Below are 14,297 nucleotides of genomic sequence, written 5' to 3' on the forward strand. Positions count from 1 at the left end.
TTATGGTGACGAATCGTCAGCGCTACCGTGAAAAAGTCTCCCAGATGGTCAGCTGGGGGCACTGGTTTGCCCTGTTCAACATTCTGCTGGCGACGCTTATCGGCTGTCGTTATCTGTTTGTCGCAGACTGGCCGACGACGCTAACCGGGCGTATTTACTCCTGGATAAGCGTTGTAGGGCACTTTAGCTTTTTGGTTTTCGCCACCTATCTGCTGATCCTCTTCCCGCTGACGTTTATCGTCATGTCGCAGCGTCTGATGCGATTTTTATCCGCCATCCTTGCAACGGCAGGGATGACGCTGCTGCTTATCGACAGTGAAGTGTTCACCCGCTTCCACCTGCATCTCAATCCCATCGTTTGGGAGCTGGTGATTAACCCCGATCAGAACGAAACGGCCCGTGACTGGCAGCTGATGTTTATCAGCGTCCCGGTGATCCTTCTGATAGAGATGCTGTTTGCCACCTGGAGCTGGCAAAAACTGCGCAGCCTGACCCGCCGACGCCATTACGCAAAACCGGTGGCCGCGATCTTTTTCGTCTCCTTTATCAGTTCGCACATCATGTATATCTGGGCGGATGCGAACTTCTATCGCCCGATCACCATGCAGCGGGCGAACCTGCCGCTCTCTTATCCAATGACGGCGCGTCGTTTCCTTGAGAAGCACGGTCTGCTGGACGCGCAGGAGTACCAGCGTCGTCTGATTGAGCAAGGGAATCCGGAAGCGGTTAGCGTGCAGTATCCGCTGAGCGATCTGCGCTATCGCGATATGGGACGCGGGCAGAACGTCCTGCTGATCACCGTCGATGGTCTGAACTACTCCCGTTACGAGAAGCAGATGCCTGCGCTGGCCGAGTTCGCCAGCAAGAACGTGACGTTCACCCAGCATATGAGCTCCGGCAACACCGCCGATGCGGGCATTTTTGGCCTGTTCTATGGCATTTCAGCCGCCTACATGGACGGCGTGCTTTCTGCGCGCATTCCTGCAGCGCTGATCACCGGGCTCAATCAGCAGGGATATCAGTTAGGGTTGTTCTCCTCAGACGGCTTTAACAGCGCGCTGTACCGCCAGGCGCTGCTGTCTGATTTCTCCCTGCCAGCCGCGGAAAGCCAGTCGGACGAGCAGACCGCCAGTCAGTGGATTAACTGGCTGCAGCGTTATGCGCAGGAAGATAACCGCTGGTTCTCCTGGGTTGCCTTTAATGGCACCACGCTCGATGACAGCAATCAGAAAGGCTTTGCGCGCCGCTACAGCCGTGCAGCAGGCAATGTTGATGACCAGATTAGCCGCGTGCTTGATGCCTTACGCGAATCCGGCAAGCTCGAAAACACCGTGGTGATCGTGACGGCAGCCCACGGCGTACCGCTGGGCGACGAAGCGAAGAGTATGAGCTGGTCGCGGCCGAATCTGCATGTTCCGCTGGTGATCCACTGGCCGGGCACCCCCGCTCAGCGCATTAACATGCTCACCGAACATAAAGATGTGATGACCACGCTGATGCAACGGCTGCTGCACGTCAGTACGCCGGCAAATGAGTATTCACAGGGGCAGGATCTCTTCAGCGCCACGCGTCGCCACAATTGGGTCACGGCAGCGGGCAATGATACGCTGGCGGTCACCACGCCAATGCTGACGCTGGTATTGAACAATAACGGAAACTATCAGACGTATAATCTGCAGGGTGAACGGCTGAAAGACCAGAAACCGCAGTTGAATCTGCTGCTACAGGTTCTGACGGATGAGAAACGGTTTATCGCTAACTGATTAATTATAAACCAGTTAGCCTCAGATTCCCTTGCATTCAAAACGGAATCGAGTAGTATTCATTTCATGCGTCGGCACGTAGCGCAGCCTGGTAGCGCACCGTCATGGGGTGTCGGGGGTCGGAGGTTCAAATCCTCTCGTGCCGACCAAAACTATTTAAAAACCAGCCATATGGCTGGTTTTTTTGTGCACAAAAAAAGCCAACCCGCAGGCTGGCTTTTGAGATCGCAAGTGAACGCTTAGTGCTTGTCGCGCCCGCCAAGGAAGAAAATACCCAGCGGAATGGCAAGCAGGACGGTGAACACCAGGCTGTAAACGAAGATCATCGCCGACTGCAGGACATACATGCTGGTCGTCCACGCAGAGAGTGGAATGTTGTACTGTTCGATGACGCCGACAATGGTTGCCCGGCCCACGCACGCGGCCGCAATCATAAACACAACCAGCAGCGCCAGGAGGAACTTACGGCCTTCAGGTGTTTTCAGTTTTGCACGAATCATCTCTCTTCCCTTTACAGATGAATAACATTATGTATGCCTTAAAATAACACGATCTGCCACGAGACTCCACAGAAGTACAAACCACCACAAAAATGGCACTGAATTAGCTCATTACACTGCTTTTATTGAAAATGTAAGTAAATCACGCTAATCATTCATGGGCGTTATGCTAATCTCATCAGGATGGTTTTGACATAAAGGAATGACTGTGAAAAACGCACCTAAATTTGCCCTTGCCCTGATCGCCGCCGCGTGCGTCAGCACCAGCGCCTTCGCAACTGAAAGCCAGAAGGTACAACCTCTGGAAAAAATCGCGCCTTATCCGCAAGCGGAAAAAGGCATGAAGCGTCAGGTGATCCAGTTACCGGCTCAGCAAAATGAAGCGAATTTCAAAGTGGAACTGTTGATCGGCCAGACGCTGGAAGTGGATTGCAACCAGCATCGTCTCGGCGGACAGCTGGAAAGCAAAACGCTGGAAGGCTGGGGCTACGACTACTTTATCTTTGATAAAGTGACGTCACCGGTTTCCACCATGATGGCCTGCCCGGATGGCAAGAAAGAGAAGAAATTCGTGACCGCGTATCTGGGTGATAACAGCCTGTTACGCTACAACAGCAAGCTGCCAATCGTGGTGTATACGCCGGAAAACGTGGAAGTGAAATATCGCGTGTGGAAGGCGGATGAAAACATCGGACAAGCGGTAGTACGTTAAGAATAAGTCGGGTGGCGGCTTCGCCTTACCCGACCCGGAATGGGTGTGCTCTGGTGCCCTCATTCCAACCCTCTCCCACCGGGAGAGGGAGAAAACACTAAAAACGGTAACGGATGTTACCGTTTTGCTTTTACCTTACAGCGCGATATCCGCCACCGGTTTGTTTTCTGCCTGCGGCTTCAGCTCCGCTTTTGGTGCAGCATCAGCAGCCTGCGGCTTAACGTATTGCAGCTGCAGCACGCGGCTGGTGTATTCCAGCTCCTGCTCCGTCGCGTCCACGTTACCGTTCAGCTTCGTACCGTAGGATGGAATAATCGTTTTCAGCTTCGCCTGCCATTCCGGCGTGGCGACTTTATCTTTAAACACTTTTTCCATCAGGTGCAGCATGATAGGTGCAGCGGTAGAGGCGCCAGGGGAAGCCCCCAGCAGGGCGGCAATAGTGCCGTCTTTATCGCTTACCACTTCGGTACCCAGACGCAGCACACCGCCCTCTTTCGGATCGCGTTTGATGATCTGTACGCGCTGACCCGCCTGCCACAGACGCCAGTCTTCTTTCTTCGCCTGCGGATAGTACTCTTTCAGCGCCTCGAAGCGTTCTTCATCAGAAAGCATCACCTGACTAATCAGGTATTTCACCAGATCGAAGTTATCCAGCCCGACATCCATCATTGGCTTCACGTTTGAGGTGGTGGTTGCGCTCAGCAGATCCCACAACGAGCCGTTTTTCAGGAACTTAGTGGAGAAGGTTGCAAACGGCCCGAACAGCACCACACGCTTACCATCAAGCATACGGGTATCGATGTGTGGAACGGACATTGGCGGCGCCCCCACGGAGGCCTGACCATACACTTTTGCCAGATGACGGTTCACCACTTCCGGGTTTTCCGATACCAGGAACTGACCGCCCACCGGGAAGCCCGCGTAGTCGTCCGCTTCCGGAATACCGGACTCCTGCAGCAGTTTCAGCGCCGCACCGCCCGCACCAATAAAGACAAACTTTGCCTTGATGACATGCTCGGCTTCGTTGTTTTTCAGATCGGCAACGGTCACGCTCCAGCTGTTGTCAGCGTTGCGCTTAAAGCCACGCACTTCGGTGCTGAGCTGCAGATTGAAGTTCTCTTTTTTCTTCAGAGAGGCCACCAACTGACGGGTGATTTCGCCATAGTTGACGTCAGTACCAATCTCAGTACGGGTTGCCGCCACCTTCTGGTTCGGGTCACGACCTTCCATCACCAGCGGTGCCCACTCTTTGATCTGCGCGTGATCTTCAGAATATTTCATGCCGCGGAACAGCGTGCTCTGCTGCAGCGCCGCGTAGCGTGCGCGCAGGAAGTTCACGTTCTGCTCGCCCCACACAAAGCTCATGTGCGGCACGGTGTTGATGAAGGAGTGCGGATCGTGCAACACGCCGCTGTTCACCTGGTGAGACCAGAACTGGCGAGAAATCTGGAATGCTTCGTTGATCTCTACCGCCTTCTCGATACTAATGGAACCGTCCTTTTTCTGCGGCGTATAGTTCAGTTCCATGAGTGCCGAATGTCCGGTACCGGCGTTATTCCAGCCGTTTGAGCTTTCCTGCGCCACGCCATCGAGGCGCTCGACCATGGTCATTGACCAGTCCGGCTGAAGCTCTTGCAGATAGGTTCCCAGCGTGGCGCTCATGATGCCGCCGCCAATTAAAAGGACGTCCGTTTCCTGCTCTTTTGGTGCGTCAGCTTTCGCCGCCAAGGAGACGGTGTTCAGCCCCACGGCCAGAGAAAAGAGCATGGCAGTCATTTTTTTCATAATTTTGCCTTAGTTGAGTAGTGCTTGAAGCGTGGAAATTGCAGGTGAAAAAAGCTGCGGGGGGAACGGTAGCAACTTTTAAATATTGTTTAAAGGTTACGAAATTATTGTAATTGTGAAATTTAATGATGGATTGTTTGTGTGGGATTGCCGGATGAAACTGGCAAGGCGCGTTATTTCTGGTTACTATGCTGCACTTTGTGATCGCGCGCACGGAAGCCCGCCCTAATCTGCGAATTGTTATGTCATTACCCCATGCTTCTCTTTCCCGTGAAGACCAGGTCGCCACGGTGCTGCGTTCCCCTCAACTGCTGCTACGCGAAACGCTGGCAGGCGTAATTACCGCTCTGGCCCTCATTCCTGAGGTGATCTCCTTTTCCGTGGTCGCAGGCGTTGACCCAAAGGTCAGCCTGATTGCCTCTGTGGTGCTGTGTCTGACCCTTTCAGCGTTCGGCGGTCGTCGTGCGATGGTCACAGCAGCTGCGGGCTCCGTCGCGCTGGTGATTGGCCCGATGGTGCATCAGCACGGGGTGCAGTACATCCTGCCGGCGGTCCTGATGGCGGGGATAATCCAGATTCTGTTCGGCGTGTTCGGAATGGCGCGCCTGATGCGCTTTATTCCCCAGTCGGTGATGACCGGTTTCGTAAATGCGCTGGGATTGTTAATTTTCTTCGCACAGGTTCCCCACTTCTGGAGCCGCAGCCCGCTGATTGTGGGCCTGTTCGTGCTGACGCTGCTGATTGTGCTGTGGGTGCCGCGCTTTGTTAAAAGCATCCCGTCACCGCTTATTGCGATTGTACTGCTCACCCTGTTCACCGTGACCAGCGGACAGGTTCTCCCGACGGTGGGGGATGAAGGTTCTATGAGCAGTGGTTTGCCAGGGCTGACACAGCTGCTCGTTCCGCTGAACATGGAAACGCTCAGCATCATCTGGCCATGCGCGCTGAGTATCGCTTTTGTCGGCCTGCTGGAATCACTGCTGACGGCAAAACTGGTGGATGAACTGACCGCGACGACGTCCAGCAAACGCCGTGAAAGTATTGGTCTGGGCGCAGGGAATATTCTTGCCGGGTTGTACGGCGGGATCGCGGGCTGTGCCATGATCGGACAAACCATCGTCAACGTGGAGATGGGCAAAGGTCGCAGTCGCGTCTCAACTTTTGCAGCGGGCATGGTGCTGCTGGTGCTGGTCACCGCCCTCAGTGAGGTGATGGCAAAAATCCCGATGGCCGTTCTGGCCGGGATCATGGCGATTGTTGCCATCAAAACGTTTAACTGGCACAGCCTTCAGCCTGCCACGTTAAAAAGCGCGCCCATTGCCGAAACGGTTGTGATGCTGATTACCGTTGCAGCAACGGTTTCAACCGGTAACCTGGCCATTGGCGTGCTGGGCGGGATTATTGTGATGGCATTGCTTCCCGCCCGGCTCAAGCGTCGGCTTAAAGAAGAAAAATCGTTGCAAGCCCAAGAAAAATAAAGAAACCGCCGGTATCGGTGATGGCGGTAATCATCACGCTCGACCCCACCGCGGGGTCGCGCCCCAGTTTGGTCATCGTCAGGGGGATAATGACCCCCATCATGGAGGCCACCAGCAGATTCAGCACCATCGCCAGCATCATCACCCCGCCTAACGCCATATCATCGTACAGCCACCAGGTAATGCCGCCCATAATGCCGCCCCACACCAGGCCGTTAATCAGCGCCACCCCCATCTCCCTGAAGATCAGGAAGGCGAAGTTACCCGGCTGAATGTTCTCCAGCGCCAGTGCACGGACGATCATGGTAATAGTCTGGTTGCCGGTGTTGCCGCCAATGCCGGCCACAATCGGCATCAGCGAGGCCAGCGCGACCAGTTGTGAAATGGTGTGTTCAAAGCCGTCGATCACCCGGGAGGCGATAAATGCAGTGCAGAGGTTAATGGCGAGCCATGCCCAGCGGGTTTTCACTGCCTTGCCGACGGAGGCGTGGACGTCATCTTCGGCGCTGATCCCGCCGAGCGCACGTAAATCGTTATCGGTCTCTTCGTAAACCACGTCAACGATCTCATCGATGGTCAGACGCCCCATCAGTTTACCCACAGAATCGACGACCGCCGCGCTCACAAGGTCGTCACGTTCGAAGGTACGGGCCGCTTTTTCCGCGTCGTCTTCCGGGGAGAAGACCATCGGCTCGGTTTCCATCACCTCACTCACCCGCCGCTGGGTGCTGTTGAGCAGGATCGTTTTAAGCTCCAGCTCGCCAAGCAGGGTTTTATCCCGGGAGGTGACGAACAGCTTATCGGTGTTGTCCGGCATGCTGCCCAGGCGACGCAGATAGCGCTGCACCGTACCGAGAGTCACATCCGGGCGCACCATGATGACGCCAAACTCCATAATGGCGCCCACGCTATGTTTGTCATAGTGCATCACCTGACGCACGCGTGCCCGCTCTTCCGCAGGCAGCGAAGCCAGCAGTCGCCCGGTCAGGTTTCGCGGCAGGTGCTGAACGAGGTAAATCTGCTCGTCAATGTCCAGCGTCTGCAGGGCATCGAGGATATCCCGGTCGCTCATCTCATCAATGAGATCGTCCCAGACGTTTTCAGAGGCTTCCAGCAACACCTGCCCGCGCTCGTGATCCTGCACCAGCCGCCACAGGGCGTGACGCTCTTCCGAGGGGAGGGCTTCCAGGGTATCCGCCAGATCCGGTGGAGGTAAATGAGCAACCAGCGCACCTACCTCAGCAATATCGTCGGCCAGCGTGCCGACATCATATTGCTCAGCCAGGGTCAGTTTGCCCAGTAACGCAGAGGTGACCGCTTTATCCGTCGTGAGGAGCCAGATGAGACGCGCACGTTCCTGGTCGCGCTGCCTGGCACTGTTTTTCTTTAAAACCGACATTAATCATAAATCCATGAAATAAGTTGGCTTTAAGCATAGCGCGGAGATATGTAAATAAGAATAAACAACGGGGCGGGATGGAGAAAAAATCGGCATAACATGCACGATTTATCCCCTCTCCCCGTGGGAGAGGGTTAGGATGAGGGCTTCAGGCCGTGCGCGCCACCGCATCGCGAGACGCCGCATCGCGCTCTTCACCGGTCAGTTCGCTCAGCTTGCCGTCACGCATCTCCAGCAGCCGGTCGGCGTGAATGAAGTAGTGATCGTCATGGCTGATGGCAAAGATGGTTTTACCCATCGCCTGCATCAGCGGCAGCAGCACCTGGTAGAACTCGCGGCGGAAATGCGGGTCCTGATCCGCTGCCCATTCGTCCAGCAGGATGATGTCGCGCTCTTCCGCCAGGGCCAGCAGCAGCGCCACGCGCTTTTTCTGGCCTTTCGAGAGCTTCAGGTTGAGGATCTTGCCGTCCTGCAGCTCAAGCTTGTGCGACATCTGCAGATGCGCCAGCCACTTCTCCACCAGCGCCGGGTTAGCCTGTTGCCCTTCCGGCCCCAGCAGCTGATCGAAGAGCCAGACATCGGTGAATACCGCCGAGAACAGCTTGCGATAATCCTCAGGCTTCTCTGCGTTGAGCGCGCGGCCATCCAGCAGAATGTCACCCGATTGCGGCTGATATAACCCCGTCAGCAACATCGCCAGCGTCGATTTCCCGCTGCCGTTACCGCCAATGAGAAACAGCAGTTCGCCGCGATGAATCGTCAGATTGACCGGCCCCACGGAAAAGGCGTTGTCCTGGTAGCGGAATGTGACGTTACGCAGTTCCAGCGTTTGCCAGTTCGGGAAGGCCTGAGGGCGCGGGAACTCGGCTTTGAACGGCGCAAGGTCGAACTTTTTGAGCTTATTAAACGCCACCTGCGCGCTCAGCAAGGTGGGCAATGCGCCGACGGCAGAGAGCAGCGGTGTGCGCAAAAACAGCAGCGTCAGGGAGTAAGTTGCCGCTACATTGGTATCGGCCCAGCCCAGGCTGTTGGCCATCCAGAAGACCAGGCCAATCGCGCCCAGCATCATAATGTTCGACCAGTTAACCGCGCTCAGGTGGAAGGTATCAGCACGGATAATATGGTGCCGGTATTCACGCGCGTCCGGGATGTAGAGGTTGTTGAAGATATGCTCGGCACGCTCGCGGTTCAGGGTCAGCTCTTTACGCCCTTCCAGTACCGTCTGGTAATCGTTATAGAGTTTGTCCTCGGTTTCACGCAGTACCGCCATGTGTTTGTAGACGCGGGAAACCAGCAGAAAACCACCCCAGATGGTGATAGTAATCCACAGTGCCGTAACGGCCAGCATCTTGCTGGAGAGCCAGGCGAGATAGGCCGCCGAGCCAACGGTCAGGATAATGCCCTGCACCAGCTCCGGCAGACGGACAAACGCAATGGTGATGGCGCGCACGTCGCTCGTCAGTCCCGCCAGCAAAGAGGCACTGCCGAGTTGCTCGACGCGCTCCACCTGGGTATCCAGGATCCGCTTGATAAACTCGCTGCGCAGGCGGAAGACGAAATGATGCCCGAGAGCCGTCAGCGCCAGCTGGGAACCCAGCGTGACCGCCATCAGCAGCAATAATAGCCCCAGAAATTCCGGCAGAACGGACAGCGAGGTGTCGACCATTTCGATCAAACGCACGTTGATGAAGGCGATAAGACCAATACCTAATGCGGCGCTGGCAAGGCTTAGCGCCATTACCGCAATAAAGGGCCAGCGATACTGACGCCAGACAAGAAAAAGTAGTTGCATGCAGGCAATCCGGACAATAAAAATCAGCCAGCAGTGTAAACTGCCCTGCGTTTACATCAAGAATAATTCTTATTTTTGTTTGCCTGGCGCGGTCTGGCGGAAAGTCAGGTTAAAGCGGAACTCGCCCGTCTGCGGATGGACGCCAGGCTTCAGTGGCTGAATGCCGTGGTAATAGAGCCGCGACTCCCTGCCCCACACCACCACATCCCCATGCTCCAGCATCAGACGCTGGAGAGGATCGTTGCGGCGTAATCCGCCGAACTGGAATATGGCGGGCAGCCCCAGGGATACCGAGACGATCGGCGCACGCAGATCGGGTTCATCTTTATCCTGATGCAGCGAGAGTTTCGCCCCAACGCCATAGCGGTTGATAAGACAGGCATCCGGTTGAAAATCGGGATAGGTGGCCTCGACGGCGGCATCATGGCAGAGCGCCTGAAAAACCGCAGGCATGGGCGGCCAGGGCTTGCCGGTGACGGGATCGTCCGGGGCATAGAGATAGCCCCGTTCGTTGGTTGCCCATCCTGCCGTACCGCAGTTGGTCATCGCCACCGACATGGTGTAGCCGCCAGGCGTCACCATATGTCGGAATGGCGAAACGGCCGCGACGTCCTGGATCCCGGCCAGCAGCGCCGAGGCCCGGGAGAGTGCAAACCGGCGCAGGATCACCGCGCCAGGCGCTAGCGGCTCCTGCCAGGGTTCTGCATCCGCAAAGAGATCGAGCATTATCCCTCCTGATTCCTGGACTCACGTTTCAATAATAGCGCCTTTCGTTCCGTCCCCCAGCGATAGCCCGAAAGCGCTCCGTCCTGGCGTACGACACGATGACAAGGGATGACGATCGCCAGTTTATTTGCGGCACACGCTGCGGCCACCGCACGTACCGCGCCAGGTTTGCCAATCGCCTGCGCCACCTGCTGGTAGCTGGCTGTTTTACCGCAGGGAATATTGCGCAGGGCCTGCCAGACCTGCTGCTGGAAAGCGGTTCCGCGAATATCCAGCGGCAGAGCCAGCGGCACGCCACGGTTATCGATGGTATGGATAACCTGAGCAATACGTCGGGCAAATTCGCCTTCCAGCGGCGCGCGCTCCGCGTCCGGAAACAACGACAAAATCTCCTGGGTGACTTTGGCATCATCATCGCCCAGCAATATTGCGCAGATCCCCCGCTCGCTTTCACCCACCAGACAGCGGCCTAAGGCACACTCGCTGATGGCATAGCGCACTGCGACATCCCCTTTACGGTACTGCTTTGCCGTCATGCCCAGCGCGTCGTTGGCTTTACGATAGTAGCTGCTGCTGTCCGGAAACCCTGCCGCCAGCACGGCATCGGTTATTTTATCCCCGTGGGCGAGCGCATCGCGCAGGCGCTGCCCTCGCGCTGCCTGCTGCCAGGCTTTTGGCGTCATCCCGGTTACGGATTTAAACAGGCGGTGAAAATGGAAAGGACTCATGGCAACCTGCTGCGCCAGCATTTCCAGCGTTAACGCGGGATCCTGCTCCAGCAGGCGGCAGGCGCGCTCCACTTTTTCCAGCTTCTCTTCCTGCGGGTCGCGTTTGTCCGGTCGGCAGCGCTTGCACGGCCGAAACCCTGCCTGAACAGCATGGTGCACATCGGGGTAAAAGTGGACATTTTTACGCAGCGCGTGTCGGGCGCGGCAGGACGGACGACATACGATCCCTGTCGTCTGGACGGCAAAGACAAATTGTTCGTCAGCACGCGGATCGCGGGTCAGCACAGCCTGCCAGCGATCCTCATCGGTCATATAGGTCGGGTTTTTCATCATCGGCTCCTCTTACAAGCATACCTACAGCTTGCCTGAGCGCCAGCAATCAAAAACCCGCAACCTTGCTTTTTAATTCTTTTCGCTCACCAGGAAGCTGTCGAACTGCGGTGAACTCCAGGTCTTAAAGCCGTCGGCCTCTTTGGTGATCATATACACCGCCAGCCCTTGCTGGCGAACCACCTCTTTGGCTTTCTCAGTACCGAGCACCATTAACCCGGTATCCCAGGCATCGGCTTCCAGCGCCGTCGGGGCAATCACCGTAACCGAGACCAGATTATGCGTAATGGGTCGCCCGGTCTGGGGGTCAATGACATGCGAGATCCGCTTCCCGTCGAGCTCGTAATAGTTACGGTAGCTGCCGGAGGTGCTGATGCCATGGCCGTTAATATCGACAATCGCCTGCACCGCATTTTGCTGGTCGGTTGGTTTTTGAATCGCCACACGCCACGGTTTGCCGCTGGCGTTCATCCCCCGGCTGACCAATGCGCCCCCCACGGAGACCAGATAACGCGGGATGCCTTCCTGAGCCATCAGTGCGGCCAGATGATCCGCCGCATAACCTTCCCCGACTGTCGACAGGTCAACAAACAGGTCGGGGATGTCTTTTTGCAGATACTGCTGCCCGTACTGGTTGATCACCGTCAGGTGCTGAAGCCCTGTCCGGGCACGGGCGTCGTCAATGGCCGCCTGATCGGGGGTGGTCACCGGCTGCTTATTTGGGCCGAATCCCCAGAGGTTAACTAACGGCCCCACGGTCACGTCCATCGCACCGTGGGTTTTATAGCCCACGCGCATCGATTCGGTCACGATATCGGCCATCTCCTCGCTCACCGGCCACAGGGACGTGCTGGTAGAGAGGTTAAAGCGCATCAGCGCCGAGTCGTTTTTGTAGGTGGATAGCAGCTGATCGTCGGCATCCAGCTGAGACTGAATTTTGCCGCGAAGTTCTTCTGCGCGTGCTTTATCAAGGTTCATTACGCTGACGCGCCAGAATGTCCCCATCGTTTTGCCTTCCAGCACCGTCGCCGCTGGCGCGTCGGTGTGTGCCGCTGGCGTGGAAGAGTCACATGCGGTCAGGAAAAAAAAGGTTGCCAGGACGCTGGCGCGTAAAAAAGTCATGTCCATTCATTATTATCCTCATGCCAGGGCGGCAAGAGTACACCAAAACGCGGGAATTGAAAGGCCTTAAAAAAGGCAATAAAAAGGGGCCAGCCGGCCCCTTTGTTACACTGAAAAGCGATTAGAACTGGTAAACCAGACCCAGTGCTACGATATCGTCAGTGCTGATACCTGCGTTACGGGTGAACTCTTTGTCATCCAGCAGGTTGATTTTGTAGTCCACGTAGGTAGACATGTTTTTGTTGAAGTAGTAAGTCGCACCAACATCAACATATTTCAGCAGATCCTGATCGCCGTAACCTTCAATGTCCTTACCTTTGGACTACAGGTATGCCACGGAAGGACGCAGGCCGAAGTCGAACTGGTACTGAGCAACCACTTCGAAGTTCTGCGCTTTGTTAGCAAAGCCGTAAATATCGCTGCTGCTCTGAGAGTTGCCGAAACGGGTTGCGTTGTAGGTCTGGGAGTATTGCGCCGCCAGGTAGATGTTGTTGGCGTCGTATTTCAGACCACCAGAATAGACTTCAGCGCGATCGCCTTCGCCTTTCAGCGCAGGGTTAGCGGTGTTGTTCTGGTCAGCAGTACGTTTGGAAGAAGACATTGCACCACCGATGCTGAAGCCTTCACCCAGGTTATAGGTCAGGGATGCACCGTAACCGTCACCGTTCTGTTTCAGGGTGCTGCGGCCGGTGTCGTTTTCACCGCTTACGCTGCCGTTTTTACCCTGATACTGCAGAGCAAAGTTCAGGCCATCAACCAGACCGAAGAAGTCCTGGTTACGGTAAGTTGCTACACCGTTAGCACGGGATTGCAGGAAGTTATCTGAACCATAAGTGTCGCCGCCGAATTCTGGCAGAACGTCAGTCCAGGAGGTTACGTCGTAGATCACGCCATAGTTACGACCATAATCGAATGAACCCGCGTCAGCGAATTTCAGACCCGCGAACGCCACACGCGTCCAGGCCTGGTTGTCGCTTTCAGTCGTGTTACCCTGAATCTGGTATTCCCACTGGCCGTAACCGGTCAGTTGATCGTTAACCTGAGTTTCGCCTTTGAAGCCAAGACGCATGTAGGTCTGGTCGCCATCCTGACCGTCGTCATCAGAGAAATAGTGCAGACCATCGACTTTGCCGTACAGATCTAATTTGTTGCCGTCTTTGTTATAAATTTCAGCCGCATTTGGGCTTTGTTGAATAAATCAGATTTCGGGTAAGTCTCCCCCGTAGCGGGTTGTGTTTTCAGGTAATACGCACGCTTTCAGGCATACCTGCTTTCGTCATTTTGTTCAGCGCTCGTACCAGGGCCATAGCCTCCGCAACCTGACCATCGTAGTCACGCAGCGTCAGTGAACCCCCGAACAGCTGTTTTACCCGGTACATCGCCGTTTCCGCTATCGAGCGACGGTTGTAATCTGTTGTCCATTTCCACCGCGCATTACTCCCGGTCATTCGCTGATTAGCCACTGCACGGTTACGGTCTGCATATTCACCGGGCCAGTAACCCGCACCTTTTCGGGGAGGGATAAGCGCGCTGATTTTCTTACGCCGCAGTTCATCGTGACATAGCCGGGTATCGTAAGCGCCATCGGCGGCGGCTGACCTGATTTTCCGGTGGGTTTGCCGGATAAGACCCGGGAAGGCTTCTGAGTCCGTCACATTGTTCAGCGACAGGTCAGCGCAGATGATTTCATGTGTTTTACTGTCAACGGCGAGATGCAGCTTACGCCAGATACGGCGGCGTTCCTGGCCATGCTTTTTGACTTTCCACTCGCCTTCACCGAAGACCTTCAGCCCGGTGGAATCAATCACCAGATGCGCGATTTCACCCCGGGTGAACGTTTTGAAACTGACATTAACCGACTTTGCGCGCTTGCTGACACTGGTGTAATCCGGGCAGCGCAACGGAACATTCATCAGTGTAAAAATGGAATCAATAAAACCCTGTGCAGCCCGCAGGGTCAAC

11 protein-coding genes, 1 tRNA gene and 1 pseudogene are annotated in these 14,297 nt (G+C 55.8%); 4 read left to right on the top strand and 9 right to left on the bottom strand.

Annotated features, from left to right (window positions below):
- The first annotated feature begins 2 nt into the window (after window positions 1-2).
- Window positions 3-1,763, top strand: a complete 1,761-nt coding sequence (gene yejM, locus APU11_RS02245) for an LPS biosynthesis-modulating metalloenzyme YejM (RefSeq protein ID WP_020690103.1) — start codon at window positions 3-5, stop codon at window positions 1,761-1,763.
- A 72-nt stretch (window positions 1,764-1,835) separates the two neighbouring features.
- A tRNA-Pro gene (locus tag APU11_RS02250) sits at window positions 1,836-1,912 on the top strand.
- 90 nt (window positions 1,913-2,002) lie between these two features.
- Here the strand turns inward: APU11_RS02250 and APU11_RS02255 are convergent.
- A complete protein-coding gene (locus tag APU11_RS02255) occupies window positions 2,003-2,263 on the bottom strand; it encodes a DUF2534 family protein (protein WP_013097997.1) in 261 nt (86 codons plus the stop codon).
- Between the two features lie 202 nt (window positions 2,264-2,465).
- Here APU11_RS02255 and eco point away from each other — a divergent pair, with 202 nt between their 5' ends.
- On the top strand, window positions 2,466-2,975 hold the full coding sequence (gene eco / locus APU11_RS02260; protein WP_029883097.1) for a serine protease inhibitor ecotin: 510 nt from the start codon (window positions 2,466-2,468) through the stop codon (window positions 2,973-2,975).
- Window positions 2,976-3,110: 135 nt separating this feature from the next.
- On the opposite strand, the gene mqo is transcribed toward eco, so the two are convergent.
- Window positions 3,111-4,760 (bottom strand): malate dehydrogenase (quinone), encoded by a 1,650-nt coding sequence (mqo, locus tag APU11_RS02265; protein WP_058651749.1) that lies wholly within the window; start codon window positions 4,758-4,760, stop codon window positions 3,111-3,113.
- A 188-nt stretch (window positions 4,761-4,948) separates the two neighbouring features.
- Here mqo and APU11_RS02270 point away from each other — a divergent pair, with 188 nt between their 5' ends.
- Window positions 4,949-6,238 carry a SulP family inorganic anion transporter gene (locus tag APU11_RS02270; RefSeq protein ID WP_020690674.1) on the top strand — a complete coding sequence of 430 codons (1,290 nt, stop codon included), beginning with the start codon at window positions 4,949-4,951 and terminating at the stop codon, window positions 6,236-6,238.
- On the opposite strand, the gene mgtE is transcribed toward APU11_RS02270, so the two are convergent.
- The 7 genes and pseudogenes from mgtE to APU11_RS02305 form a co-directional block, all read right to left on the bottom strand.
- The gene (mgtE, locus tag APU11_RS02275) at window positions 6,201-7,637 is read right to left on the bottom strand and encodes a magnesium transporter (protein ID WP_013098001.1); all 1,437 of its coding nucleotides are present in this window, start codon (window positions 7,635-7,637) and stop codon (window positions 6,201-6,203) included. The genes APU11_RS02270 and mgtE overlap by 38 nt on opposite strands.
- Window positions 7,638-7,785: 148 nt before the next feature.
- Window positions 7,786-9,429 carry a multidrug ABC transporter permease/ATP-binding protein gene (locus APU11_RS02280; RefSeq protein WP_058651750.1) on the bottom strand — a complete coding sequence of 548 codons (1,644 nt, stop codon included), beginning with the start codon at window positions 9,427-9,429 and terminating at the stop codon, window positions 7,786-7,788.
- Window positions 9,430-9,498: 69 nt separating this feature from the next.
- Complete coding sequence (alkB, locus tag APU11_RS02285; RefSeq protein WP_013098003.1) at window positions 9,499-10,155, bottom strand: DNA oxidative demethylase AlkB; 657 nt, start codon at window positions 10,153-10,155, stop codon at window positions 9,499-9,501.
- Complete coding sequence (gene ada / locus APU11_RS02290; protein WP_058651751.1) at window positions 10,155-11,213, bottom strand: bifunctional DNA-binding transcriptional regulator/O6-methylguanine-DNA methyltransferase Ada; 1,059 nt, start codon at window positions 11,211-11,213, stop codon at window positions 10,155-10,157. The genes alkB and ada overlap by 1 nt, the downstream gene beginning before the upstream one ends.
- Before the next feature lie 72 nt (window positions 11,214-11,285).
- Complete coding sequence (gene apbE / locus APU11_RS02295; protein WP_040022407.1) at window positions 11,286-12,341, bottom strand: FAD:protein FMN transferase ApbE; 1,056 nt, start codon at window positions 12,339-12,341, stop codon at window positions 11,286-11,288.
- A 115-nt stretch (window positions 12,342-12,456) separates the two neighbouring features.
- Window positions 12,457-13,530, bottom strand: a pseudogene (locus tag APU11_RS02300) (porin OmpC).
- A 43-nt stretch (window positions 13,531-13,573) separates the two neighbouring features.
- On the bottom strand, window positions 13,574-14,297 hold a 724-nt coding region (locus APU11_RS02305; protein WP_060578312.1), incomplete at its 5' end, for an IS5 family transposase.

Source organism: Enterobacter sp. 50793107, from assembly GCF_001463365.1.
GTDB classification, from domain to species: Bacteria; Pseudomonadota; Gammaproteobacteria; order Enterobacterales; family Enterobacteriaceae; genus Enterobacter; species Enterobacter cloacae.